This is a genomic window from Mediterraneibacter faecis (assembly GCF_055383675.1).
Window position 1 is genome coordinate 1415568 of the sequence record NZ_AP043803.1, and the last position, 25185, is coordinate 1440752.

Genomic DNA, 25185 nt, shown 5'->3' on the forward strand with positions numbered 1-25185 from the left:
GAAAGATTGCAAGCATTGTTGCCTGCGGTGTGAGTATTACGATTTATGCCGTTCAGAAGTAAAACGAGGAAAGGAGCGAAAGAATGAGAAATTTTAGGCTTGACGATGAAAGCGGACATCAAGAGGCATTATTTGAGTGGGCAGCGTACCACATGGACTGTATGCCGGAACTTGAATATATGCACCATATCCCAAACGGGGGAAAGCGAGATAAACGGACAGCGGTAGCACTGAAAAGGCAGGGTGTAAAAGCTGGTGTGCCGGATATCTGTTTACCAGTGGCAAGAAACGGATATCATGGGTTGTACATCGAACTGAAAGCAGGCAAAAACAAGGCTACAAAGAACCAAGAAAAGTGGCAAGTATTTTTGAACGACCAAGGGTATTATGCAGTGATCTGTTACGGGTGGCGTGAGGCGGCAAAAGTGATTGAAGAATATTTATTAAAAGCCGACAACGACAAAGCGGCAGCAGTATTACAGGAAATGGGAAAATAAGCACGAAAGAGGTAAAAGTATGAGAGTGATTAGCGTTTTAAATTTAAAAGGCGGCGTGGCAAAAACATTTACGGCAGCAAACGTAGCATATGAGCTTTACAGGAGAGGTTACAGAGTATTGCTAATTGATAACGATAAACAGGGCAATTTAAGCAAAGCGTACAGCAGATACGATGCAGAGAATATAGCACCAGTTACAAAGTTACTGGCTGGGGACTGGTGCAACGTAGACGAACTGATACAGCATACAGACTATGAGGGCATCGACATTGTAACAGCGAATATGTCATTGTTTGGGGCTACATGGAATTTAACCAAAGAGGACAGCGAAAACCAGATTGAAAGATACAAAACACTGGTATATGCCAAAGTACAGTATTACGGAGATTGCACCGTATACGGCAAATACGATTACTGCATCATTGATAACCCGCCAGATATCGGGCTGAATGTTGTAAATGCGCTGGCGATTACGGACGAGGTAATAGTACCTGTAAAGGTGGACGAGGACGCATTAGAGGGGCTGGATATCGTGACAGAGCAGATAGAGGACGCAAAAGCATTTAATCCGGCATTAAAGTTGGCTGGCGTATTGATTACGTCATACCAAAACACAGACGGAGAGGCAGCAGGCGTAGAGTGGCTGGAACAGAACACAGATTTTAATATTTTGGGCATTATCAGATATTCCAAGAAAGTAGCAGAAAACACATTTTTGCGAAAGCCCATTTATGAGTACAGCCCATGTTGTGCAGCAGCGCAGGGATACAAGAAATTTGTAACGGCATACACAGGAAAAGCGAGGTAAAAAGATATGGCAAAGTTTGGCATTAACGATATTCTGAACGCAAAGACAAAGGCAGCCGGGCAGCAGGCACAGGGATACAAAGAAATCTATTTAAGCCCGTATGAGGTAAAGGCAGCCGAAGAGAACACGCACCAGAAGTTAGAGGGCATAGAAGAACTGGCAGACAGCTTTTTACACGTAGGGCAGGAGCAGCCAACGGTTTTGGCAAGGGTAAACGGAGAATACCGCATAATTGACGGGCACAGACGTAACGAAGCAAACAAGCTGAATTTGGAGCGGGGGCATAAAGAGTATGAAAAAGTGCTTTTCCGCTCAAAGGATATGAGCGAGGCTATGTATGAGTTATCGTTGCTGGCTGGCAATGGATACACGCAGGAGCTGACGGCATACGAAAAAACGAGATTGGTAGAAAGAACCAAGGCGGCACTTATCCGGGCAAAGAAAGAGGACGGATTAGAGATTAAAGGGAAAATGCGTGATCTGATAGCCTCAATGCTGAACGAAAGCAGCACAAACGTAGCACGTATGGAAAGTATCAACAACAATGCAACGCCGGAAATCAAAGAGCAGTTAAAAAGCGGTAGTATTGGGGTAACGGCAGCGTATGAGGCTGCGAAGTTGTCAGAGGCAGAGCAAAAGGAAATTGCGGAGCGGGCAGCAGCCGGGAAAGAGATACGGGCAAATGAAATTGCACAGAAAGTTGCGGAAAAGAAAGCAGCAGAAAAAGCAGATAAGCCGGAAGAACCAAGACCGGGGGACGATTACGAAATAGCACACCCGGAGAGCATTACATCGTTGTGCTATTCATGCCTGTATTATTCAGACTGCAATGTAAAAACGGGGACGTGTCAGAAGTGCGACAAGTACAAGAATAAGGCAGAGGCAGAAAAAACGGACGAACAGCGGTATAGCGAAGAGCAGGACAGAATAGACCGAGAAACAAAAGCGAAGCTGCGGCAGCAGGCAGAAAATGAAAAAATGGAGCATTTGCCAAGCGATACAGAAAAACAGCCAAAGCTACACAGAATAAGATTAGCAAAAATGTCTTTTGAAGATGTGGCAAGCGGTAAAAAGCCGTTTGAGCTGCGGAAGAATGACGAGGGATTTAAACAGGGCGATATTTTAGAAATGGCAGAATACACGAACGGAGAGGAAACGGGAAGAATCATAAAGGCAGAGGTAACGTATATGTTACAGGAATATGCAGGACTTGCAGAGGGGTACTGCATCATGGCAATTAAGGTAATGGGTATTGTGTCCGAAACGGACACCAAGGGAGTAAAGCATGATAGAGGATAAAATAAAACAGGAATATGAATGGCAGCATAGAGAAATGGGACAACCTGCGCTGGATGAATTGTTTAATAAAATCAATGAGGCGTTGGGAATAGAGTTGTGGATATGGCAAAAAACGTATATGGCAATGGGCGTTTACAGACAGATAGGAGCAACAACAGCGGAATGCTTACGGACGCTGCTTTTTGGTAAAACAACACCATTGGATTACTCAAGACCGCCAAGAAGTAAGAGGGAACATTGCGAACGGGAACAGTTAAGGGAAATATATCAAAAACTTAATGAGGCAGGGATACAGACAAGACAGGTATTTTGGAACAGAGAAGAAAAGGAGCAATGGCATGAATCACAGACAGTGGAAAAAGAATTATAAAAAGCGATATGGTTATAATCCACCTGCATATATGGACAAGCGAAAGAGAAGAAAGGCAAGGGCGCAGCAGTCCTTGCCTTGTGCTGGTATATCGGTGGAGCAGATAACACAGGCAATGGCAACATTTACAGAGGCAGTATTTACCGCAGCAGGAAATATATGTGATGCGCTGGCACAGATGTTTAGCAGGCAGGCACAGGCATTTAATGTTGCGGCAGAAAAATATAAAGACAGTGAGGCAGGGGCGCATGGGGAATAACAAAGAGATGCAGAGGCAGCAGTATAACAGAACAGTGGCAATGTTGAAACAGTACAGAGATGCACAATTCTTTATACAGCACACAGCGGACGAAGAAAGCAGACAGAGAACAAAAGAGGCAGTACAGCATATTACGGCGGCACTGGAAGAGGTACAGCGGCGCAGGCAGCAGGCAGAGAGAGAGGAAGAGTACACAGCATTACGCATGTATTACATGCAGGGATATACATACGAGCAGATCGAGAAAGAATTAAACACAGGGAAAGATACACCAAGACGCTGGATTACAGCAGCAGTAAAGGAGCTGGCAGTTATGATTTATGGGATTGAGTAAAGCTGTGCGGAATAGCTACACAAATTTTGCGGTATATTTGCACAAATCCTGCGGTGGACAGGGAAACGGTGCGGGCGGTATAATACAACTGTTAAGGACGCACGAAAGAACTTAAATGTTTTTTCGTGCGTCCTTTTGTTTTTCATCATACTTTTACCTCCTGCCCAACGCATGAAACCTAGGGCGTTGGGTAAAGAAAGAGGCAACATGAAAGAGTGGGCAGAATGGTTTTATAAATCTAAAGAGTGGACGCAGACAAGAGACGCATACATGGTTGCACAGCATTACTTGTGTGAACGCTGCGGAGAGCCAGCAAAGATTGTGCATCACAAGATATGGCTGACACCAAAGAACATACACGAGCAGAACATTACGTTATGCTGGGACAACTTAGAGGCATTGTGTCAGGACTGCCACAACAAAGAGCATCATGCAAAAAACGTGCGTGCAAAACGATATGCGTTTACGGCTGACGGCGAACTAATCCCCCCCATTCAGAAAAATATTTTTCGCTCACGATAGACCGAGGGGTAACCCTAATTTTACTCTGCAAGGTCGCACATGCGTGGTGTAGAGGGGGTGGGGTGTATCGAAAGGGGTAAAAGAAATGGCAGCACGAAAGGAAAAGAGCAAAGAAGCCAAGATAAAGAGTGAAAAGACAAGATTAAAAGGGATTTTCAAGGACTTAGACGAAAATAAAAAGAAGTTGGTAACGCCGCTGATAGAAAAGGCTGCTTTTATGTCGATAGAACTTGATGAATTGCAGAACGTGATAGAGGAAACGGGCTGGACAAGTGAGTACAAAAACGGAGAGAACCAGTACGGGACGAAGAAAAGCCCGGAAGCAGAAACATACATAGCATTATCAAAGAATTATGCGGCTATCATCAAGCAATTAACAGAGCTTGTACCTGCGGCAAAACGTAAGCAAAGCAAGCTGGCAGCCCTTAGAGAAGAATAGGGCAAATGCCATATAAAAATTATATCTATGAGTACTACGCAAAGATAAGCAGCGGCGAGATCATCGTAGGAAAATGGATTAAAAAAATATTTGAAATCATCATAAACGGGCTACAAACGCAGGAGTATTTTTTTAATGCCAAGGCAGCCAATAAAGCTATAAAATTCATAGAAACATTTTGCCACCATAGCAAGGGACGTAATGATTTAATCACGCTGGAATTATGGCAAAAAGCTATAGTTTCCACCATTTTTGGCATACAAGATGCAGAAAAAATACGTGTTTTTCGTGAAATTTTTATTGTTATCGGACGAAAAAACGGCAAAAGTTTGTTTGCATCTGCGCTAATCGCATACATGGCTTATTTAGAGCCGGAGTATGGACAGGAAATATACTGTTTAGCGCCCAAATTAGACCAAGCAGCCCTTGTATATGACGGATTCTATCAAATGGTACAGGCAGAGGAAGAGTTGGAAGAGCTGGCGAAAAAACGGCGTAGCGATATCTATATTGCAGAGAGCAATACAGTTATCAAACCGATTGCATTTAATGCTAAAAAGTCGGACGGTTTCAACCCGCAGCTTGTTGTATGTGATGAAATGGCGGCATGGAGCGGGGACGCTGGATTAAAGCAGTATGAGGTTATGAAATCTGCTTTAGGCGCACGTAAACAGCCGATGATTTTAAGCATAAGTACAGCCGGATATATCAACGATAGTATCTATGATGAGTTAATGAAGCGTAGTACAAGTTTCTTAAAGGGAAACAGCAAAGAACGCAGACTATTACCATTTTTGTACATGATTGATGATGTGGAAAAATGGAACGATATAGAAGAACTGAAAAAAGCAAACCCGAATATGGGTGTATCAGTAAAAGAGAGTTTCTTTATTGATGAAATTGCAGTAGCAGAGGGCAGTTTAAGTAAAAAGGCAGAGTTCCTTACAAAGTACTGCAATATCAAACAGAACAGCTCTATTGCATGGCTGGAATATCAGACCGTGGAAAAAGCAGAAGTATTAAAAACACTGGAAGATTTTAGAGAGTGCTATGCAGTGGGCGGTATAGATTTGAGCCAAACAACAGACTTGACAGCCGCAAGCGTGGTTATAGAGAAAGAGGGCGTATTATACGCATTTACACAATTCTTTATGCCGAAAAACAGGCTTGAAACCTTGCAGGCAGCAGATGGAGTACCGTATGACATTTTTGTTAAGAAAGGCATTATTACTTTATCCGGGGACAATTACGTTAATTACAAAGACGTATTTAGCTGGTATGTATGGTTGCTGGAAACATACGGCATAAGGGTTTTGAAAATCGGATATGACAGGTACAGCGCACAGTACCTTGTGGACGATTTGAAAAATTACGGATTCCACACAGATGATGTTTACCAAGGCGAAAACCTCACACCTGTAATACGGGAGTTTGAGGGAATTGTTAAAGACGGCGATTTTAAAATTGTAAACAATAAATTGCTACAGTCGCATTTCTTAAATGTGGCATTAAAGCACAACATGGAAACAAGGAAGTTCCGCCCGATAAAGATAGAACAGCGGGCGCATATAGATGGTTTTGTATCTGTCATAGACGCAATGACGGTAAGACAGAAATACCACGAAGAGGTAGGGGAATTACTGAAAAACGCCGCATAGAAAGGAGAGTAAACGGTATGAGATTTTTAGATTATCTTTTTCATGGCAAAGAATTAAAAGCCATAGGAAATTATTTTAAAATGCTGAACGGCTACAGTCCGACATTTACCAGCTTTAGCGGCGGTGTATATGAAATGGATTTGACAAGGACAGCGGTAAACAATTTTGCCACTCATTGCAGCAAATTAAAGCCGGAGATTGAGGGCAGTGCCCTTAAAACATTGGAAAAGACATTACAGCATAAGCCAAATTATTTTATGGACACAACAAAATTTATTAAGCGTCTGGCAACGTATGTGGCTGTAGAGCATACAGCGTTCATTATTCCGATAGAGGACGAATACGGGCGTTTATGCGGCTGGTATCCATTGCGTGCCGAACGCTGCGAGGTAATAGAGTGCGAGGGGCAGTTATATTTGCGATACCTGTTTGCAAATGGCAGCTATGGGGCTATTGAGTTTGAGCGTGTGGGGATTATGACAGATTTTGAATATAAAGACGATCTGTTTGGAGAGGATAACAGCACGCTTGCACCCACAATGCAGTTGATACATACGCAAAACGAGGGAATCATAAACGCAGTAAAAAACTCTGCAAACATCCGATTTTTAGCAAAAGTTGCAAACATGCTGAAACCAGAGGATATAAAGAAAGAGCGCAAGCGTTTTACAGAGGACAATTTAAGCGCAGACAATGATAGCGGAATGATTATTTATGATAATAAATTTTCCGACTTGAAGCAGGTAGAGAGTAAACCGTATACACCTAACGCATTGCAGATGCAGCACATACAGGAAAATGTTTGTACACATTTTGGTACGAACATGGATATTTTGCAGAACAAATTTGACGAGAATACATGGAACGCCTATTACGAGGGGAAAATAGAGCCTTTTGCAATTCAATTATCTTTAGTGATGACAAACATGAGCTTTACAGAAAGAGAGCGGGCGTGTGGAAATGCTATTTTCTTTTCTGCAAACCGTTTGCAATATGCCAGCAATGCTACAAAGTTGAGCGTAAGCACGCAGCTATTTGACAGGGCATTACTAAACAGAAATGGCGTAATGGATATATGGAATATGGCGCATGTTGAGGACGGAGAAAAATATTATATCCGCAAAGAGTATACAGAGGTAAGCGAACTGCAAAAAGGCAATGAGCCACAAGTAGTTATACAGCAAGTCCCACAGGCAGGGGAACAGAACCTACAACCAGAAACGGGAGAAACACAAGACGGACAAACAGAGAAAGAGGGTGTTAATAATGCCAGTTAAAAAAGAACGGGAATACAGAACGCTGGTAACACCACTCACTGCCCAAGTTGCGAGCGATAAGCGCATAAATACAGAATGTTATGTAGAGGGATACGCCACTACATTTAACGTACCGTATCTTTTATATGAATTTGAGGACGGTACAAAGATTTACGAAAGAATTGACGCACACGCACTGGATAATGCAGATATGAGTGACGTTATAATGCAGTACGACCATACAGGCAGGGTATTTGCCAGACAGTCCAACAAAACATTGATTTTAGAGCCAGATGCGAAAGGCTTATTTGTGGCAGCAGATTTAAGTAAAACAGATTTGGCAAGGGGATTGTATCAGGACATTGACGCAGGCATGATAACAAAAATGTCATGGGCGTTTACCGTAGCAGAGGAAAGCTACGACAGGGAAACACACACAAGAACGATTCTAAAAATCAAAAAAGTTTATGATGTATCAGCCGTAAGTATTCCGGCAAATAACGATACTGAAATAAGTGCCCGTAATTTTGCAAATAGGAGTTATGAGCAGGAAAAGCAGGAGTTGCTTAAAAGGCGGGCTATGATACTAAAGATTAAGGCGAGCTTATAAAAGCGAAAATGAAAAGGAGAAAAACAGAGCATGAGATTAAAAGAAATTGAGGCAAGATTAGCAGAAATCAGAGAAGAGCTGAACACCAGAGCGGCAGAGCTTACAGACGAAGAAATGACAGCACTTGAAGCAGAGGTAACAGCATTACAGGAAGAAAGAACCTCTTTGCAGGCGGCAGCAGAAAAACGCAAAAATTTACTTGCAAGAATTGCTGCGGGAGAGCCTACAGGCGGAGCAGGCACAGAACCTACGACATTCAGAAACTTTGCAGGAGCAGGCGGAACGGGTGCGGCAGCAACAGAGCCAGAGGATAAGTACGACACTGTAGCATACAGAAAAGCATTTATGAATTATGTGTGCAGGGGCGTGGTTATTCCGCAGGAGTATAGAGCAGCAGAAAATACTACGACAGCAGACAGCGGCGCAGTAATTCCAACCTCTATTATGAATGAGATTATTACAAAGCTGGAAAGCTACGGCAGCATTTACGCAAAAGTACGCAAGATTAACGTACAGGGCGGTGTATCCATTCCGATTGCAGATTTAAAACCTACGGCACACTGGATTGCAGAGGAAAAGAGCAGCGATGACCAGAAAGCATCTGCAAAAACTTCTGTAACATTCAACTATTACGGCTTAGAGTGCAAAATTTCACAGAGCATTTTAGCCAATGTTGTTACTCTGAAAATGTTTACTGATCTGTTTGTACCTATGGCAACAGAGGCAATGGTAAAGGCTATTGAGATTGCAATTTTCAATGGTACAGGAGAGGGGCAGCCGCTGGGTGTCACAAAGGACAGCCGGGTAACAACGGTTGTTACGCTGACACAGGAAGAGTATGAGAGCTGGAACGGCTGGCACAAAGTAAAAGGGAAAATGAAAAAGGCGTACAGAAACGGCAGTTTTGTTATGAATCAGTCCACGTTTGATACAGGCATTGACGGCATGGAAGATAAGAACGGGCAGCCGATCGGACGTACAAATTATGGAGTGAACGGAGAGGAAACATACCGTTTCATGGGCAAGAACGTGGAAACCGTAGAGGACGATGTATTACCGAGCTGGGACGATGCAAACGAGGGCGATGTAATTGCGGTATTTATGAGTTTCTCTGATTACGTTATCAATACCAACATGGAAATGCAGGTAGTGAAGTGGACAGACCACGATAACAACAAAATCAAAAACAAGTGCTTAATGGTTGTGGACGGCAAGGTAGCCGATGCAAACGGCATTATCTTAGTGAAAAAGGGCGTTAGGCAGGTATAAGGAAAGAGAGGCACAATATGGCACATTTTGATGTAAAAGAGCTTGAAAAGCGGAAAAAGGAAGATTTACAGAAACTTGCAAATGAGCTGGGGTTGAGTGACAGCGGAACGAAAGAAGAGCTTGCAAAGAGAATTGCGGCAGTAGATGCAGAAGAGCCGGAAGAGGGAGAAACGCAGCAGGGAGAGCCGCAGCAGCCGGAAGTACCGGGAGAAGCAGAACAGGAAACGCCAAAGCCGGAAGTGTCCGAAACGGACACAGAAAAAGACGGTGTGAGAGTAACGGTTATTGAAACCTACAAAGATAAACAGGCGCAGCAGACATTTAGACCGGGCAAAGAATTTGTTGTAACAGCAGAACGTGCAGAGGTTTTAGTGGCAGCAGGAGTGGCGAAAATCACAAAGTAGAGGCGGTTTTATGGAAACAATATTAACAGATACCATAAAAAGCAGCATGAGGATTTTAAGCAAATCCGCAGTGATTGAACAGGACATAAACAACAGTATTGCAGCCTGCAAGTTGGATTTACAGCTTGCAGGCGTGGTAAATATCAATGAAAACGATGCGCTTATTATTAGAGCCGTTACGTTGTTTGTAAAAGCAGAGTTTAATTACCAAAATGCAGCAGACAGATACAGGCAGAGCTATGAGGCGTTGAAAATGTCACTGTGTCTTGCCGGAGATTACAACACAAAAGAGGGATAAGATGCAGGAAGAAATTACGTTATGCGAGCAGATCAATGACAGCGAGGTAGAGAAAACTATTATTTTCTGTGACGTTGAGAGCATTACGCAAAGCGAGTTTGAGGCAGTGGGGCAAAAGGACATAAAGCCGCAATACAAGTTTGTGGTATGGAGTTTTGAGTACAGCAATCAAACAGAAATTGAGTACAACGGGCAGAGGCTGACGGTATACCGAACATACAAACGGAAGAACGAAGAAAAGACAGAATTGTATGCAGAAAAGCGGGTGGGCAGACGTTGAGTAAAGAAGTAGATATAAAAGACCTTGCAACAGAGATTGCAGCCGGGCTTACGGAATACGACCAGAACGTAGCGGACGAAATAAAAACGATAGTTGATGATGTGGCACAAGAGGGTGTGGACGAACTGAAACAGAGCAGCCCAAAGCTGACAGGCAGTTATAGAAGAGGTTGGAGAAAAAAACAGACCTATGCAGATACCCGCACCAAAAGGAATACAGTGTTTAATAAAACAGATTATCAACTTACGCACTTACTGGAATACGGACACGCAAGTAGAAACGGCGGGCGTGTAAATCCGAGGGTACATATTAAGCCTGTAGAGGAAAAAATGGTAACAGAATTGCAGGAACGTATAGAAAAGGTGGTGCAGCAGTGAGGTTAGAAATAATAATTGACAGGGCAAAAGCAACGGGGCTGCCACTTGCAAAAGATGCGTTCCGGGAAACGAAAGAAAACCCGTTACCAGTGCCGCCATATCTTGTGTATATCGTACCACAGGTAGTTGGGCGTGGAAGTGATGAAAGAATTTTGTTACATGAGATACACGCAGCACTGGAACTGTACACAGACAAAGTGGCAGACGGCAGTTTAGAGAAAGAAATTGAAGAGAAAGTGTTATTTGATGTGGATTACACAAAGTACCAAGATACGATTGAAAGTGAGGATATGGTACAGACCGCATACGAATTTACAATTTACGAGAAAGTGAGAAAGAAAGGATAAGGATATGGATAGCGAAAGAATTATTTTGGGCAGTGGAAAGCTGTATTGCATGGTTTTTACTGGGGAAATCCCGGAAGATACAGCGATTGAAACAGATGCAAACCAGCTTGCACATATCAAGGGCGGCGCATCGTTGGAGTATACCGCAGAAACATATACGGCAAAGGACGATTTGGGCGTTGTACAGAAAACGGTTTTAACCAGTGAAGATGTGACATTAAAGGCAGGGTTGCTTACATGGTGCGCAAAGACACTTGAAAAATTGTGTGCAACAGCGAGAGTAACCGAAACAGCCAAAAAGAGAACTGTAAAAATCGGTGGAATCAAAAACCAGAACAATAAAAAATACCTCATTAGATTCTTACACGAAGATAGTGAGGACGGCAATATCAGAGTAACGATTGTGGGAAGAAATGAGGCAGGCTTTAGCTTTACATTTGCCAAAGATGCAGAAAGCACAATCGAGCCGCAGTTTAAGGCGCACCCGTTGGATAAAGACGGCACATTATTGATTTTTGACGAGGATATCGTTACAGAAGTGTAAAGAAAAAGCTGCGGGGCACTTCCCGCAGCTAAAAAAGGAGAGTAAAGCATGGCGAACAAAAGCTTTAATTTTGGAAAAATGAAACGCAGTTTTTATACAACGACACTGAAAGACGGCAAAGTAGTAATTGTAAACATGCCAAAGAAAAGCACATTTGAAAAGATGCAGGAAATCAGTGATCTGGACGAAGAGGAAGTGGACGGCAAAGAAGTATATAAAACAATGTTGTCACTTATGGCTGAAATCTTATCTAACAATAAAAACGGGGAGCGGATTACAGCAGAGTATTTGGAAAGCGAAGAGTACGACATTGAGGAAATCGTGGCATACATTAACGATTATGGCGATTTTGTCAATTCGATTAAGAATAACCCAAATTAAAAATGCCGTATTATCCGGGCGGCGGCAGCGGGGACAAGGTGCATTATAGATTAAATACAAAAGGGGAAAAGCTGGTAATTGACTATCTGAACATCACAATATTTGATGTGCAGGAAATGCCAATAGATTTGTATTTATATTTTATGCGAGAGGCAAATATACATAAGCTCATGCAGACGAAAGAGGGCAGAGAGTACTTAGATAATTGCTGGAGAATGGAACAGACAAAGCCGGATAGGAAGAAACTGCGGGAAAAGATGCGGAAAGGAGAGCGGTAGCATGGCAGCAGGAAATATTAAAGGCATTACCATAGAAATTGGCGGCGATACTACCAAACTGTCCAAAGCACTTTCTGGGGTAAACAGCTCATGCAGTTCTTTACAGAAAGAATTGAGGGAAGTAGACAAGCTATTAAAACTAGATCCCTCAAATACAGAACTTTTGGCACAAAAGCAAAAGATTCTGAAAGAAGCTATAGGCAGCACAAAAGAAAAGCTGGATACGCTGAAAGAAGCGGAAAAACAGGTACAGGAACAGTTTGAAAACGGCGAGGTAAGCGAGGAACAGTACAGGGCACTGCAAAGAGAAATTGCATCAACGGAAATCAAACTGGGAGATTTGGAGCAGCAGGCGCAGGAAAGCAACAAAGAGCTTGAGGGCGTGGCAGATGCAGCGGACGATACCGCAGAAAAAGTAAGCAAGATTGATGCAGCAGCAAATGCACTGGACACTGTGAGCAATAAAGCAGGAGCAGCAGCAAAAGCATTAGCCCCGTTGTCCGCAGGAGCGGCAGCAGTGGGGGCTGCATCGTATGCAGCGGCAATGAACATAGATAACGGCTATGACATTGTAATAACAAAAACAGGCGCAACAGGCGAAGCACTGGAAAGTCTGCAAGGCAGCATGGAAAATATATTTACAAATTTACCGATTGACGCAGAAACAGCAGGTACGGCAATCGGAGAAGTAAATACACGTTTCCAGCTCACAGGGGAAGAACTTGAAAAACTGTCACAGCAGTTTATAGAGTTTTCCGAAATCAATGATACAGACCTCAATACATCAATAGATAATGTTGATACGATTTTAAATAAATTCAATGTTGATGCATCACAGGCAGGCAATGTACTGGGACTTTTGACAAAGACAGGACAGGACACCGGGTTATCAATGGATACATTGGAAAATTCGTTGATGCAGAACGGCAGCACCCTAAAAGAAATGGGGTTAGGGATTACAGAAAGTGTAAATTTACTGGCAGCATTTGAAAATAACGGTGTAGATGCAACAACAGCAATGGCAGGCTTGAAAAAGTCTGTTAAGAATTATACCGCAGAGGGATTAAGTACAAATGAAGCACTGCAAAAGACGATTGACAGAATCAAAAACGCCAGCACAGAAACAGAGGCGCTATCTATAGCACAGGAAACGTTTGGCTCTAAAGGTTTTGCGGAAATGGCGCAGGCTATCCGAGAGGGTAAGTTGAGCTTAGACGATTTGGGCGCATCGTTGGACGATTACGGGAACGTAGTACAGGATACCTATGAGGCAACATTAGACCCATGGGACGAAGCGAAAACAACGCTGAATAATCTGAAACTTGCGGGCAGTGATTTGGCAGGCACAGCATTATCAGCATTGAAGCCTGCCATTGAAAAAGTAACAAGTGCAGTAAAGAACTTTACGGACTGGTTTAGAAACTTGTCAGATGGGCAGAAAGAAACGATTGCTATTATTCTGGCAGTTGTGGCAGCTTTAGCCCCGGCATTATTGATTATAAGCAAGGTGGCGGGGGCGATATCGAGCATAATAAACGTATGCAAGATGTTAAAGCCTGCGATTGCAGCAGTAAATGCAGTAATGGCAGCGAATCCCGTAATGATAGTAGTGATAGCAATAGCTGCATTGGTGGCGGCGTTGGTTGTCTTATATAACAAGTGTGAATGGTTTAGAGAGATAGTTGACGGTATTTTTTCTGCAATCAAAGATTTTGTGGGAAATGCCATTGATGCAATCAAAGAATTTATAAGCGCAGTATGGGACAAAATACAGGAGATATGGGGATTTATACAGCCGTACATAGAAATGATATGGGGCGTAATTCAGCAGATCATGGCAGATATTGCACAGATTTTTAGCAACACATGGGAGATCATAAAAGCAGTGTGGGATTTGGTAGCACCGTATTTTATGATTTTGTGGGAAGCAATAAAAACTGTATTTTCTGTAGTTGGCGAAGTGCTAAGCGGCTTCTTTTCGGTTGCGTGGGAGCTGATTAAAACCGTTTGGGACGTTGCGGTAATGTACTTTACTACAATTTGGGAAAATATCAAAATTGTATTTTCTGTAGTAGCGGAAGTGCTAGGGGCGTTCTTTAGTACGGCGTGGGAAGTCATAAAGGCAGTATGGGACGTTGTAGTAGCGTATTTCCAAGCGGTATGGAACGGTATTAAAACAATCTTTTCAGTAGTAAAAGATGTATTAACGGGGAATTTCAGTGACGCATGGAACGGAATTAAAAGCATTTGGGCTGGTTTTGCTAATTTTTTCAGCACAGCATGGAACAGTGTAAAAACAATATTCAGTGCAGTAGGAAATTTCTTTAGGACAACATTTAGTGCAGCGTGGGAGGCTGTAAAACAGGTATTTGCAAACTGGGGCAGCTTTTTCAGCGGCTTATGGGACAGAATCAAAAGCACGTTTTCTAATTTGGGCACTGCAATATCAAATGCAATCAGCGGGGCAGTACGTGCCGGAATCAACGGAGTAATAAGCACGATTGAAAGAACTATTAACAGTGCAATAGGGCTGATTAACGGGGCAATCGGTTTAATCAATAAGATACCGGGCGTAAACATAGGCGGGCTGGGATATTTAAGCCTGCCAAGGCTGGCACATGGTGGTGTATTACAGAATGGTGCGGCAATGGTTGCAGAGGCGGGACCAGAGTTAATACAAATGGTAAACGGTCAGACGATTGTAACACCATTGACACCAACGGCGAGAAATACCGCAATGGATACCGTAAACGGTAAACAGGGCGGCAGTACAACAAATGAAATTCAATTGAAAATTGAGAATTTTTACAACAACAGGGAACAGGACATAAGAGAACTTACAGAGGAAATATTGGAAATTGCAGACCAAATAAAAGAAAGGGAAGAGGCGGCATATGCTTAGTGAATATTTTGAAAGTGCAAATAGCTTTACCTATAACGGCATAAATTCGTTGGATATGGGGTTATTTATTACAGGGCAGAGTGCCGCCGATTCAGCAGCAGAGCCGGAGATTGAAACCGTAGAAGTGCCAGCAAAGGGCATATTGATACAGGACAATAGAATAGACACGCTGGACAATCAGAGATTTAAAGATTACGAGCAGAAATATACATGCTGTGTAGATGCGACACAGGGCAGGAGCTTAGAAGAACTGGCACACAGCATTTATATGTGGCTGTATGCGCCGGGAATAGAGTATAGCAGGCTGTACGACACTTACAATACAGAACGCTATAGGCTGGCGTATATAAACAGTAATGCCAGCGTGTCAGAACTGGCAAAGCGGTTACTGGGAGAGATAGAAATAACATTCATGTGCAAAGCATATGAAAGGCGGCTGAATGGGGATAAGACAATAACCCTAACGAAAGCAGCAACCATATACAACACAGAGGGATTTACGGCAACGCCGTATATAAAAATAACGGGAAATGGTGGTATTACGCTGTATATCAATAACCGGGCACATACCTTTAAAGATGTGAACGAATATATTGAGATTGATGGCGAAATAATGAACGCATACAAAGGCGATTTGCTACAAAACAGTAAAATGGTTACTACTCTTTTCCCAAAGCTGGCAGCAGGAGCAAATAACATAAGCTGGGCTGGCAATGTTACAAAAGTGGAAATTATACCGAGGTGGTGCAGACTTTGATACCGATTCTATATGATGCCTTAGAAAAAGATTTTACGACAAATGGAATAGGGTTTTTAACAGATGCGGTAAGCTGCATTGTAACCGAGGAAAGAAACGGAATATATGAGCTTGCGTTGACGTATCCGACAAAAGGACATTTGGCGAAATACTTAGAGAATGACGCAATCATAAAAGCAAAGGCGAATGATGAAGATAACCCGCAGCTTTTCCGTATTTACAACCATACGAAAGCTGTAGGAGAAAATACAACATGGTACGGGGAACATATCAGTTATGAACTGAACGGCAACCCGGTAGACTGTTTTACAGTAAGTGAGGTAAACGGAGAACGGGCATTACATGAGTTGCTGGACGCAGCGATATTGCCACATGAGTTTACCTGTGCAAGTGATATTACCACAACCAACAGCACCAGTATAGACGGGGCTGTAAGCGTCAGAAACGCTATGGGCGGCACAGAGGGCAGCTTATTGGACGTATGGGGTGGAGAATATCACTACGACAATTACAGAGTAGAGCTTTTAAAAGCAAGGGGCGTAGACAATGGCGTAACGATTGAGTACGGCAAGAATCTGATAGATGCAAAGCAGGAAAAGAATATTGCAGATGTTGTAACGGTAATTTTCCCATATGCGAAATATACCGCAGAGGGAGCGGAGCAGAAAACATACATAACATTGCCGGAAAAGGTATTACAGCATGAGAATGCAAACAAATATGCAACGCTGCGGTGTGAGATTGTAGACTTTTCCGGGGAATGGGAAAGCGGAACAATAATTACTACTGACATGCTGCGAGCAAAGGCAAAAGAGTATTTGGGCAAATTAAGCACAGAGCCAAAAGTAAATATTACCTTGTCTTTTGCATCGTTGAAGAAAACCAAAGATTATAAAAATATAAAGGCTTTTGAGAGTGTAAAGCTGTGCGATATTGTTACGGTTAAAATCTTGCCGCTTGATATCAACGTAAAAGCAAAGATTACGAAAGTAAAATATGACAGCATAAAAGAACGTTACGAATCGCTTGAAATTGGAGCAGCCCGCACGAATCTGACTAAAACCATTACTGCGGCACAGAAAGAGGCGCAGGAGCTGATAGTAAAGAACCAGACAAGAGCGGAGCAAATCAAAAAGCAGATTGAGAACACCATTAAAAATGTGACTGCGGCAATCACTGGCAACAGCGGCGGGTATGTAGTATTGCACCCGGAAAAGAACCCGCAGGAAATATTTATACTGGATACGCCGGATATGTCCAAGGCTAAAAATGTATGGCGTTGGAATCTTGCCGGACTGGGGCATAGTAGCACAGGTGTAAACGGAGAATTTACAACAGCAATTACCGCAGACGGTCAGATAGTAGCAAACTTTATTACAGCCGGGGAATTAACCGGGGCTATCTTAAAAGCCGGAACAGTGTACGCAGAGGCATTAGATGTAGAGTACAGGAATAAAGTAACCAAACATGCAACAGATGCAGCAGAGGCGGCATTAAGCAGTGCAAAGCAGTATGCGAATGGATTACAGGAAAGTACCAACAAAGAAATTCAAGATGTAAACGATGCTATTTCAAATATCAATAATGAACTGGAAACAACAGTAGCAGACGGGATTATTACGGAATCTGAAAAAGCTGCAATCCAGAAAATGTTGCAGATCATTGTGAAAGAAAAAGAAGAGGCAGACGCAAAACACGAAGAATTATTTGACAATGATTATGTGCCGCCTGCGGAATTGAACGCAATGCATAAAGCATGGCTTGCTGTGTTCGGAACGGCAAACACAGCCAAATATAATGTGCTGGTTGCGGCAATCAATGATGTTGTAAATTCCGAAACAAAAGAAGAAATTGAAAAAAATATGGAAACGTACAGAACTGCATACAGTGAGTATGGCAGTGCGGTTACGGAGTACCAGACAGCCGTAGCTATTGCGATAGAGGCAGCAGCAAATGCATATGCAGCAGATAAAGCAAACAGCGTAGGCGAAACCGTCACAAAGGAAATGACGGCAAAAATTGAAAGTACAGCATCAGAAATCACATTGCTGTGCAAAACCATTGAAGAGTACAACATGCACAATTATGTTGCGGGTGGCGATTTTAAAGGCGGTTTTACCGATGAGTGGTATACGAGCAGCGAAAACAACGCAGTTATTACAGACAGCACACTGGGAATATGTGCGAAGATTTTAAAAACTTCCAGTACATCATCATACATACGGTGCAAGATTGGAGTATTGCCAGCCGGAACGTACAGGGTACGGTATAAGGCGGCAACTGCAAGCGGATACGAAAGCACTGCAAGGATACAGTGCAGCTTTTATACCTATCAGACAACCGCAGCCGGATTGCTGAAAAGCACAGAATGGACAACCATAGAAAGAGAAGTGACATTACCAGAAAGCACGAGCACAAGATATTTATATCTGTATGCCTACGTGCAAGGGGCAACAGTATATGTAAAAGATGTAGAAGTACTGGGGCAGATGTCGGTATACACAGAAGCACAGTTAAAAATAAACAGTGATTCTATTACGCAGGAAGTTAAAAGAGCCAAGGGTATAGAGGAAGAATTAAGAGCCTCTATTAAAGTGAATGCCGACAGTATCACAAGCTGTGTAACAAAGGGAAATGTGAGTAGTTACATTACGCAGTATTACAACAATGTCATTGTTGCATTTAACAATAACTCAAAATATGTGCAAATTAGCGCAGGAGAAATTGCAGTATATGATAATGGAGTAAGTGCATCAAAAAAACGTGCAGCGTTCGACCAAAACGGCAATCATTTTTACAGAGATAACTACTATGTGGGGAAAATTGGTACAAATCAATGGACAAGTAACAATGCACACAAAGGACTTGTATTTGATTTAGAGCCGCAGGGTAAGTATATGGCATGGGCACAAAGGGCAACCGAGAGTGCAAGCGGATACACAACGATTTTATGTTACTCAAGGGCAAACAGTATATATACAAACGCTGGTTTAAATTTAGGCTGCAATATGTATGGCAACGGCTGGATACTGGACAATGTAGACCTGCGGAACTGTAGCGCAAATGGTTATACAACTTTTACAGGGACATTACCAGTTGTATTGGAAATACATAAAACAGACAATAACGGCGGTATTGGTTGGACATATGGAAACGTGTATATAAAGAATGGCTTAATAACAAGTATTCCACAATAAAGGAGCAGGACATGGAAAAAGAACAGGTTGAAATTACAGAAGAGGCAACACCGTTGCCGCTTGAATTAAATAAAGCACCAGCACCATTACAGGAAGAGGAAAACAAAGCAAAGACGGATACATTTAATTTTACAGAGGCAGTATTGCTTGCAATGAATGAAGAATAAAGGAGAGTGCGCAATGAGCAAAGAACAGGAAGAAATGCAGCAGGCAACAGAGGAACATATAGAGCAGCCGTTACCAGATGAACCAAAAGAGGAACAGAGTGAGCCAATGGGAATACTTACAAGCCGAGCGCATGAAGATATGACATTAGCAATTTTACAAGTACAGGCAGCCTATGGACTGCCAGCATATTTAACAGATCTGATTGTAACGGCAGTGCTTGCGGATATCCGGGGCTGTGCAAATAAGGATTTGCTTAATACATTGAGCAGAAAGGAGTAGCACATGGCGTTACAGAATGTACAGAGAATACAGATTGAGCTTGACGGCAGCGCACCTTTTGAGTATGTCGTGGCAAAAGCTGGGGAAAAAGAAAGCCGGATAGTGGAAGTTACACTGTTGGAGAATAAGAAAGAGTTTACCATACCAGCCGGGACAACAGCAAAAATTAAGTATTACAAGCCAGACGGCAAATTTGTATTGAACAATGCCACAATCAGCGGGAATGTTATTACAGTGACATATACAGAGCAGATGCTGGCAGTTTCCGGCACTGGGCGTGGGGAAATTGTTTTATACAACGGAACAGCCGTATTACGAAGCGCAACGTATTACACGAAGATTACACCAACGGTGTACAAGGAAAATGGGCTGATAAGTGATAATGAGTTTTTGGATATGGCAGAAAGCATTATTGCAATGAATCAGCAGACAGATAAGGCAATAAATGCAACCAAGAGTGCAGAACAGGCAGCAGCAGATGCCAATACAGCAACAGCAGCAGCCAATAGCGCAGCAAAAGCGGGAAATGCAGCGGCTACAGCCGGAAATAATGCAGCAAAGGCAGCGAATGATGCAGCAGAGGCGGCAAATAATGCAGCAAACAGTGTAGCACAGACAAAGAAAGATGCAACAGCGGCAGCAGAAGCCGCCAACAGTGCAGCCAAGGCAGCAAACGAAGCGACCACAGCAGCCAATAGTGCAGCGAAAGCGGGAAATGCAGCAGCCGCAGCCGGGAACAGCGCAGCCAAGGCAGCGAATGATGCAGCAGCAGCGGCAAATGAAGCCAAAGCCAATACAGTAACAGCAACACGGAACGCACAGACAGCAACCAGCGAGGCGAACACAAAGGCAGCAGCCGCCAATAATGCAGCCGTAGCGGCAAATAAAGCGGCGGCAGCCTGTGAGAATATGGCAAAGGGAATTAACAGTATGACGGACAGCACAACGGGCATTACCTACACAATAGGGATTAACGGCGGCATGGTGTATTTAGAATCAGTATAAGGAGCAGAGCATGGCAAGAATTTATTTAGCGGATAAAGAAACATTGGACAGTACGCACGCAAATACAAATGCAATTCTGGCAGCATTAGAGGAAAGCGGCGGGGAACATAAGAAAGCGGTACGTTATGGTATCAAAATCAGCAAGAGCGACAGCGGAAAGAAAAGCCGGGTAACGTACCTATATGACGCTGTAGGCATGACCCCTGCGGCGATGAACTATACAGACGGTGTTTTTAACTATGGTAGCTGGGGCAATGTGGAATTTGTAAAGAATAACTACCCTTGCATGGTTAAGTTTGACGGTACAGAGGACTACAAGTTACTGGCAACAGATTACTCATTAAAGGCAGACGGAACAACGGCAAGCGATGTGGCAAACGTGGATTATGCGGGTAATGCAATGGCAGCATTTAAGGGCGGCTGGCTGTGCCAGTACGAAACGGCTACAGACGAATACATCATTTGGAGTAATGTAAAATACGATGACGGGTACAACGCATACCACAGAACAGCACCAGACGGAGTTATCAGAGAGGGATTCTACCGCAGAATCTACACACCTGCATTATTAAATAATGTAGCAAGGTCATTAAGTGGGCAGCAGCCAATGGCAAGCAAAAATGCAACGCAGGAACGTACATACATTAAAGCAAACGGCGATGTATGGGAGCATACAAGCTGGTGGGAATGGAATTATATTATTGCACTGTTAAAGATTATGGCAAAATCAGAGGATTTACAGGAAGCATACGGCAATGGAAACATGAGCGGTTATGTGAATGATTCAACGAAGTATTACGGAGTACTTGCCACAGGTAGTATGGACGATAAAGGGCAGTTTTACGGATATAATGCCGGAAATAAACAGATTAAGGTATTCCATACAGAGGCAATGTGGGGCGATCAGTGGGAGCGTATCTGTCAAATGGTTTGTGATAAAGGCGTTGTGAAAGTGCAGCCATATGGAGATTGTAATTTAACTGGTGCAGGATTTGAAAAAGTGCTAGATTTTGCAGATTACGGAGTAAGTGGTAGCGTTGGCGGCTACATGAAAGATACCGTTATGACGAAAGCGGGACGTTTCCCGGTAACATATACAGGCAGCAGCTCAACATATCTGTGTGATTACTTTTGGTTGAATACAGGCATTGTGGCTGTGCCTCTTGTGGGCGGCAGCTGCAACTACGGGCTGAATTGCGGGGCTTACGTGCGCTTGACCAACGCCGCTGGCAATGCGAACTGGACCATTGCGCCCGGTCTTTCTTGCAAAATGCCTAATGCTGCGTAAGCAGTAAAGGGGGAACGGGGGATTTCTCCCCGCAGGAAAGTACAACATACGAAAAATTAACGGTAGAGAGAATATAATAGGGGATTTCCGGGGCGTGGCTGTGCCTCTTGTGGGCGGCAACTGCAACAACGGGCTGAATTGCGGGGCTTACGTGAACTTGAACAACACCGCTGGCAATGCGAACTGGAACATTGCGCCCGGTCATTCTTATCAAATTATGGAAGATTAACCAAATGCCCCGGAAATTCCTACACCGCTGGCGGTTGAAATACCGCTGAAAGTGAAAATACAGCCGCAAAAGGTGCAGTATGGTAGCCGGGGCGAAGCCCTTAGTTGCATAGCGTGGCGAACTACTGCAAGGCGATAAGAAAGAGAATAAGAATGATTAGTTTTAACGGCGTAAGCGAACAACTGTATATACCAGAAGAACAAATAAAAGATATATACAATGCATCAAAAGGAAAGAGCAAGAAAGAACAGGCGCAGATAGTAAAAGCGAATGTAGAACACTACAGAAAAGAGCTGGATAAAAGATTAAAGAACAATACATTTGCACCGAAAAGACATAAAACAAAAATCATACAGGAAAATTCCTGCAAGAAAACACGAAAGATAGTAAAGCCACAATATATGTATGAGCAAATGGCGCACCATTCCGTAATGCGGGTATTTGTGCCGATTGCAATGAGAGGCATGTATTACCATGTGTACGGGAGTATACCGGGAAAAGGTGTACACAGAGGAAAAAGAACTGTAGAACGGTGGATAAGAGAGGATAGCAGAAACTGCAAGTACATATATAAGCTGGATATACGGCATTTCTTTGAGAGTGTGCCGCACAGAAGATTAAAGAAAGCACTAAAACGGAAAATCAGAGATAGAGAGTTACTAAAGAAATTATTTATTATCATAGACAGCCATAAACCGGGGTTGCCGTTAGGCTATTACCCGTCACAGTGGTTCGGTAATTTTTATTTGCAGCCACTAGATCACTTTATCATGGAGCAGTTACATGTAAAGCATTACATACGGTATATGGACGATATGGTTATATTCGGAAACAATAAAAAGGAACTGCATAAAGCAAGGCTGCAAATTGAGAAATTCATAACGGAAGAGCTGGGATTACAAATAAAGAAAAACTGGCAGGTATTCCGTTTTGACTATGTAGACAGAAAAGGCAAGCGCAGAGGCAGACCGTTGGATTTTATGGGGTTCAAATTTTATAGAGACAGAACAACGATGCGAAAGAGCATATTACAGGGCATACGTGGCAAGGTCAACCGGGTAAAGCGAAAAGAAAAGATTACGTGGGTAGATGCAGGTAGTTTACTTTCTAGGCTGGGCTGGATTTGGCATAGTGACACTTACGCATATTACGAAAGATACATAAAACCATATGTAAAAGTGAAAGTGCTAAAAACGCTGGTTTCAAAGCACGCAAGAAAGGAGAATGAACGCAATGGAATGGTACGCAGCAGAAAGCACCGCAGAAGAGAAACCAAAAGAGCTGGATATAACAAGCAGCCCGCACCTTGTATATAAGAGGCGCAATATTGAAAAAGTACCCATGAGTAATGAAAATGAGGAAAGCATGGCAGGAGAAAAGTGGGTATATGAAGAATGTATGCAGGATAAAGAAGAGTATGAGAGCCAGCAGGCAGAGTTATTAAGCCCAACTACAGAGGCAATCATGCAGGAAATTTCCGCATTGCAGATGCAGCAGACAGAAACGCAGATCACACTTGAAATGTTAATGGAGCAGTAGAAAGGTGGTACAGACATGTACGAAGAACTGAAAAAAAAATACGATAAAGGCTATATCACAAAGGCAACATTAAAAGGCTGGGTACGCATTGAGCGTAAGGTAAAGGGCAGAGGGATTACAGAGGAACAGTACGAGCAGATTACAGGCGAAAAATACGAGGCATAGGAGAAACACAGAGAAAATGGTAGAACAGGTAATAACTTACATTACGGCAAACTGGGTAGCATGGTTATTTGCCGGAGCGTATGCAATTCTTATTGCACTTTATAAAAAAGAGAAACAGCAGCATAAGGAAGAAAGAGAAGAAAACAAGGCAGTGCGTGAGGGATTGCAGGCACTTTTGCGGCAGCAAATCATAGATATTTGCCTAAAGTATGAGGAACGCAAAGAAGCCCCGGCATGGGCAAAGCAGGCTGAAACATCAGCATATAAAGCTTATGAAAAGCTGGGCGGCAATGATGTAGCACACGCAATGCATGAAAGATTTATGCAACTGCCATTATCAGACGGTAATTTAGAAACAGAAAGGATACATTAGCAGTAAATGACATATCGCAGGAGAAAGCGGCGTAGAAGAGTGACACCACAGGCGGCGGTAAGCTGGCTGTGGGAGTTCAGTAAAAAAGTGGTGTGGACGGTAACACTCTTATACATTGTGTCGTTTGTGTTCGCAATGGTTTTATGTTGGCGAGAGCTACAGTTCATAGGAAACACAGCGGCAATAACAACACTGATTACAGAATCAAACGAAACATTCCGGGTAGTTGTTGGTGGATATCTGATTAAAGCAGGAATAGAAAACGCCTGCAAGATTGTTACCAGTAAGCAAACGCCGCAGGAAGAAACAGACGATAACGCAGAGGGGTAAGGTGGTAATATGGGCTTTATCATGGAAAATATCAGAGTTATAGGAATTGTGTACCTTATAGGTGCAATCATTACTTTTATTGGTTTATTTGCTTTTTTTATGTGGGCGGCAAAGGCAGATGACAAGGAACAGGAATTATACCCGGAATATCCGATAGAAGATGAAAACGAACCATTCAGCTTGTACATAACGGTTGTATTTATTATTTCCATTATGACGGCAATTATATGGTGGGGCGTACCGCTTTTGTTGGGTGGGTTGCTTCTTTATGACAAGATAACGCAGGAGTACCCGCAGTTAATGGGTGGCATGAATGACACAGAAGAAAAAGAAAACGGAAAGGAATAGAGAAAATGGAAAAAGTACTTTTTTATGTAGCGGCAGCATTGATTGCTGTAATGGTTTTGACACTGTGGGTAAATATTATTGTGGCAATCACAAAAAAGGTTGTTGCGTGGGACAAGTTCCCGGTGCAGGTGTGGGTAATGATTGTAGCCATTGCCTCTACATTGATTACCGTAGCAGCATTTGCACAGTATTTTAATATTGCAATGTTGTGGTATTACTGGGTAGCAGCTATTGCGCTGGGCTTTTTGGTATGCTATGCGGCAATGTTTGGATATGACAACCTTTATAAGCAAATCATGGAAACTGTACAAAAGATAAGGGAACTACTGGCAGGAATCACAAAAGACGCTGAATAGAAAGAATGAGGATAAAACT

34 protein-coding genes are annotated in these 25185 nt (G+C 42.9%); all 34 read left to right on the top strand.

The window, feature by feature from the left end:
* Positions 1–83: 83 nt before the first annotated feature.
* The 34 genes from ACZ47Z_RS06555 (at position 84) to ACZ47Z_RS06720 (ending at position 25166) form a co-directional block, all read left to right on the top strand.
* Positions 84–497, top strand: a complete 414-nt coding sequence (locus tag ACZ47Z_RS06555) for a VRR-NUC domain-containing protein (protein ID WP_118316667.1) — start codon at positions 84–86, stop codon at positions 495–497.
* A gap of 19 nt (positions 498–516) precedes the next feature.
* The gene (locus ACZ47Z_RS06560) at positions 517–1305 is read left to right on the top strand and encodes a ParA family protein (RefSeq protein ID WP_118316668.1); all 789 of its coding nucleotides are present in this window, start codon (positions 517–519) and stop codon (positions 1303–1305) included.
* 6 nt (positions 1306–1311) lie between these two features.
* Complete coding sequence (locus tag ACZ47Z_RS06565) at positions 1312–2604, top strand: ParB/RepB/Spo0J family partition protein (protein WP_118316669.1); 1293 nt, start codon at positions 1312–1314, stop codon at positions 2602–2604.
* Positions 2591–2974 (top strand): hypothetical protein, encoded by a 384-nt coding sequence (locus ACZ47Z_RS06570; RefSeq protein ID WP_054751063.1) that lies wholly within the window; start codon positions 2591–2593, stop codon positions 2972–2974. The genes ACZ47Z_RS06565 and ACZ47Z_RS06570 overlap by 14 nt, the downstream gene beginning before the upstream one ends.
* The gene (locus tag ACZ47Z_RS06575) at positions 2943–3233 is read left to right on the top strand and encodes a hypothetical protein (protein WP_464525986.1); all 291 of its coding nucleotides are present in this window, start codon (positions 2943–2945) and stop codon (positions 3231–3233) included. Before ACZ47Z_RS06570 ends, ACZ47Z_RS06575 begins: the two co-directional genes overlap by 32 nt.
* Positions 3223–3567 carry a hypothetical protein gene (locus ACZ47Z_RS06580; RefSeq protein WP_464525987.1) on the top strand — a complete coding sequence of 115 codons (345 nt, stop codon included), beginning with the start codon at positions 3223–3225 and terminating at the stop codon, positions 3565–3567. The genes ACZ47Z_RS06575 and ACZ47Z_RS06580 overlap by 11 nt, the downstream gene beginning before the upstream one ends.
* A 207-nt stretch (positions 3568–3774) precedes the next feature.
* Positions 3775–4089: an HNH endonuclease gene (locus ACZ47Z_RS06585; protein WP_118316671.1), complete on the top strand. Its 315-nt coding sequence runs from the start codon at positions 3775–3777 to the stop codon at positions 4087–4089.
* 85 nt (positions 4090–4174) lie between these two features.
* Positions 4175–4528: a hypothetical protein gene (locus ACZ47Z_RS06590; protein WP_071144346.1), complete on the top strand. Its 354-nt coding sequence runs from the start codon at positions 4175–4177 to the stop codon at positions 4526–4528.
* A gap of 5 nt (positions 4529–4533) precedes the next feature.
* Positions 4534–6186: a terminase large subunit gene (locus ACZ47Z_RS06595; RefSeq protein ID WP_118316672.1), complete on the top strand. Its 1653-nt coding sequence runs from the start codon at positions 4534–4536 to the stop codon at positions 6184–6186.
* A gap of 17 nt (positions 6187–6203) precedes the next feature.
* The gene (locus ACZ47Z_RS06600; RefSeq protein ID WP_464525988.1) at positions 6204–7463 is read left to right on the top strand and encodes a phage portal protein; all 1260 of its coding nucleotides are present in this window, start codon (positions 6204–6206) and stop codon (positions 7461–7463) included.
* Positions 7453–8052 carry an HK97 family phage prohead protease gene (locus tag ACZ47Z_RS06605; RefSeq protein WP_054751067.1) on the top strand — a complete coding sequence of 200 codons (600 nt, stop codon included), beginning with the start codon at positions 7453–7455 and terminating at the stop codon, positions 8050–8052. The genes ACZ47Z_RS06600 and ACZ47Z_RS06605 overlap by 11 nt, the downstream gene beginning before the upstream one ends.
* Before the next feature lie 30 nt (positions 8053–8082).
* Positions 8083–9321, top strand: a complete 1239-nt coding sequence (locus tag ACZ47Z_RS06610; RefSeq protein ID WP_118316674.1) for a phage major capsid protein — start codon at positions 8083–8085, stop codon at positions 9319–9321.
* A gap of 17 nt (positions 9322–9338) precedes the next feature.
* On the top strand, positions 9339–9725 hold the full coding sequence (locus ACZ47Z_RS06615) for an SAP domain-containing protein (protein WP_464525989.1): 387 nt from the start codon (positions 9339–9341) through the stop codon (positions 9723–9725).
* A 10-nt stretch (positions 9726–9735) separates the two neighbouring features.
* Positions 9736–10023 carry a phage head-tail connector protein gene (locus ACZ47Z_RS06620; RefSeq protein ID WP_054751069.1) on the top strand — a complete coding sequence of 96 codons (288 nt, stop codon included), beginning with the start codon at positions 9736–9738 and terminating at the stop codon, positions 10021–10023.
* A gap of 1 nt (position 10024) precedes the next feature.
* Positions 10025–10303, top strand: a complete 279-nt coding sequence (locus ACZ47Z_RS06625; protein ID WP_071144339.1) for a phage head closure protein — start codon at positions 10025–10027, stop codon at positions 10301–10303.
* Positions 10300–10680: an HK97 gp10 family phage protein gene (locus tag ACZ47Z_RS06630; RefSeq protein ID WP_207741977.1), complete on the top strand. Its 381-nt coding sequence runs from the start codon at positions 10300–10302 to the stop codon at positions 10678–10680. The genes ACZ47Z_RS06625 and ACZ47Z_RS06630 overlap by 4 nt, the downstream gene beginning before the upstream one ends.
* Positions 10677–11027: a hypothetical protein gene (locus tag ACZ47Z_RS06635; RefSeq protein WP_054751072.1), complete on the top strand. Its 351-nt coding sequence runs from the start codon at positions 10677–10679 to the stop codon at positions 11025–11027. Before ACZ47Z_RS06630 ends, ACZ47Z_RS06635 begins: the two co-directional genes overlap by 4 nt.
* 4 nt (positions 11028–11031) lie before the next feature.
* Positions 11032–11571 carry a hypothetical protein gene (locus ACZ47Z_RS06640; RefSeq protein WP_118709189.1) on the top strand — a complete coding sequence of 180 codons (540 nt, stop codon included), beginning with the start codon at positions 11032–11034 and terminating at the stop codon, positions 11569–11571.
* A 48-nt stretch (positions 11572–11619) separates the two neighbouring features.
* A complete protein-coding gene (locus ACZ47Z_RS06645) occupies positions 11620–11952 on the top strand; it encodes a hypothetical protein (RefSeq protein WP_054751073.1) in 333 nt (110 codons plus the stop codon).
* A 38-nt stretch (positions 11953–11990) separates the two neighbouring features.
* Positions 11991–12230 carry a hypothetical protein gene (locus ACZ47Z_RS06650; protein ID WP_330587261.1) on the top strand — a complete coding sequence of 80 codons (240 nt, stop codon included), beginning with the start codon at positions 11991–11993 and terminating at the stop codon, positions 12228–12230.
* A 1-nt stretch (position 12231) separates the two neighbouring features.
* Entirely contained in the window at positions 12232–15132 is a 2901-nt protein-coding gene (locus ACZ47Z_RS06655) for a phage tail tape measure protein (protein WP_464525990.1), read from the top strand.
* Positions 15125–15889, top strand: coding sequence for a hypothetical protein (locus ACZ47Z_RS06660; RefSeq protein ID WP_118316680.1), 765 nt, complete (start codon positions 15125–15127; stop codon positions 15887–15889). The genes ACZ47Z_RS06655 and ACZ47Z_RS06660 overlap by 8 nt, the downstream gene beginning before the upstream one ends.
* Positions 15886–19086 carry a phage tail spike protein gene (locus ACZ47Z_RS06665; protein ID WP_464525991.1) on the top strand — a complete coding sequence of 1067 codons (3201 nt, stop codon included), beginning with the start codon at positions 15886–15888 and terminating at the stop codon, positions 19084–19086. Before ACZ47Z_RS06660 ends, ACZ47Z_RS06665 begins: the two co-directional genes overlap by 4 nt.
* An 11-nt stretch (positions 19087–19097) precedes the next feature.
* On the top strand, positions 19098–19253 hold the full coding sequence (locus ACZ47Z_RS06670) for a hypothetical protein (RefSeq protein ID WP_022400544.1): 156 nt from the start codon (positions 19098–19100) through the stop codon (positions 19251–19253).
* 13 nt (positions 19254–19266) lie between these two features.
* On the top strand, positions 19267–19533 hold the full coding sequence (locus ACZ47Z_RS06675; RefSeq protein ID WP_022400543.1) for a hypothetical protein: 267 nt from the start codon (positions 19267–19269) through the stop codon (positions 19531–19533).
* Positions 19534–19536: 3 nt separating this feature from the next.
* Positions 19537–20538 carry a BppU family phage baseplate upper protein gene (locus ACZ47Z_RS06680; protein ID WP_464525992.1) on the top strand — a complete coding sequence of 334 codons (1002 nt, stop codon included), beginning with the start codon at positions 19537–19539 and terminating at the stop codon, positions 20536–20538.
* 10 nt (positions 20539–20548) lie between these two features.
* Positions 20549–21826: a hypothetical protein gene (locus ACZ47Z_RS06685; protein ID WP_464525993.1), complete on the top strand. Its 1278-nt coding sequence runs from the start codon at positions 20549–20551 to the stop codon at positions 21824–21826.
* A gap of 381 nt (positions 21827–22207) precedes the next feature.
* A complete protein-coding gene (locus ACZ47Z_RS06690; protein ID WP_464525994.1) occupies positions 22208–23371 on the top strand; it encodes a reverse transcriptase domain-containing protein in 1164 nt (387 codons plus the stop codon).
* Positions 23372–23396: 25 nt separating this feature from the next.
* The gene (locus tag ACZ47Z_RS06695) at positions 23397–23594 is read left to right on the top strand and encodes a hypothetical protein (protein ID WP_054751087.1); all 198 of its coding nucleotides are present in this window, start codon (positions 23397–23399) and stop codon (positions 23592–23594) included.
* A 15-nt stretch (positions 23595–23609) separates the two neighbouring features.
* Positions 23610–23759, top strand: a complete 150-nt coding sequence (locus tag ACZ47Z_RS06700) for an XkdX family protein (RefSeq protein ID WP_083382825.1) — start codon at positions 23610–23612, stop codon at positions 23757–23759.
* 16 nt (positions 23760–23775) lie between these two features.
* Entirely contained in the window at positions 23776–24132 is a 357-nt protein-coding gene (locus ACZ47Z_RS06705; RefSeq protein WP_054751088.1) for a hypothetical protein, read from the top strand.
* 6 nt (positions 24133–24138) lie between these two features.
* On the top strand, positions 24139–24462 hold the full coding sequence (locus ACZ47Z_RS06710) for a hypothetical protein (protein ID WP_022400539.1): 324 nt from the start codon (positions 24139–24141) through the stop codon (positions 24460–24462).
* Between the two features lie 21 nt (positions 24463–24483).
* The gene (locus ACZ47Z_RS06715) at positions 24484–24810 is read left to right on the top strand and encodes a hypothetical protein (protein ID WP_464525995.1); all 327 of its coding nucleotides are present in this window, start codon (positions 24484–24486) and stop codon (positions 24808–24810) included.
* Between the two features lie 5 nt (positions 24811–24815).
* Positions 24816–25166: a hypothetical protein gene (locus ACZ47Z_RS06720; protein ID WP_054751091.1), complete on the top strand. Its 351-nt coding sequence runs from the start codon at positions 24816–24818 to the stop codon at positions 25164–25166.
* Positions 25167–25185: the final 19 nt, after the last annotated feature.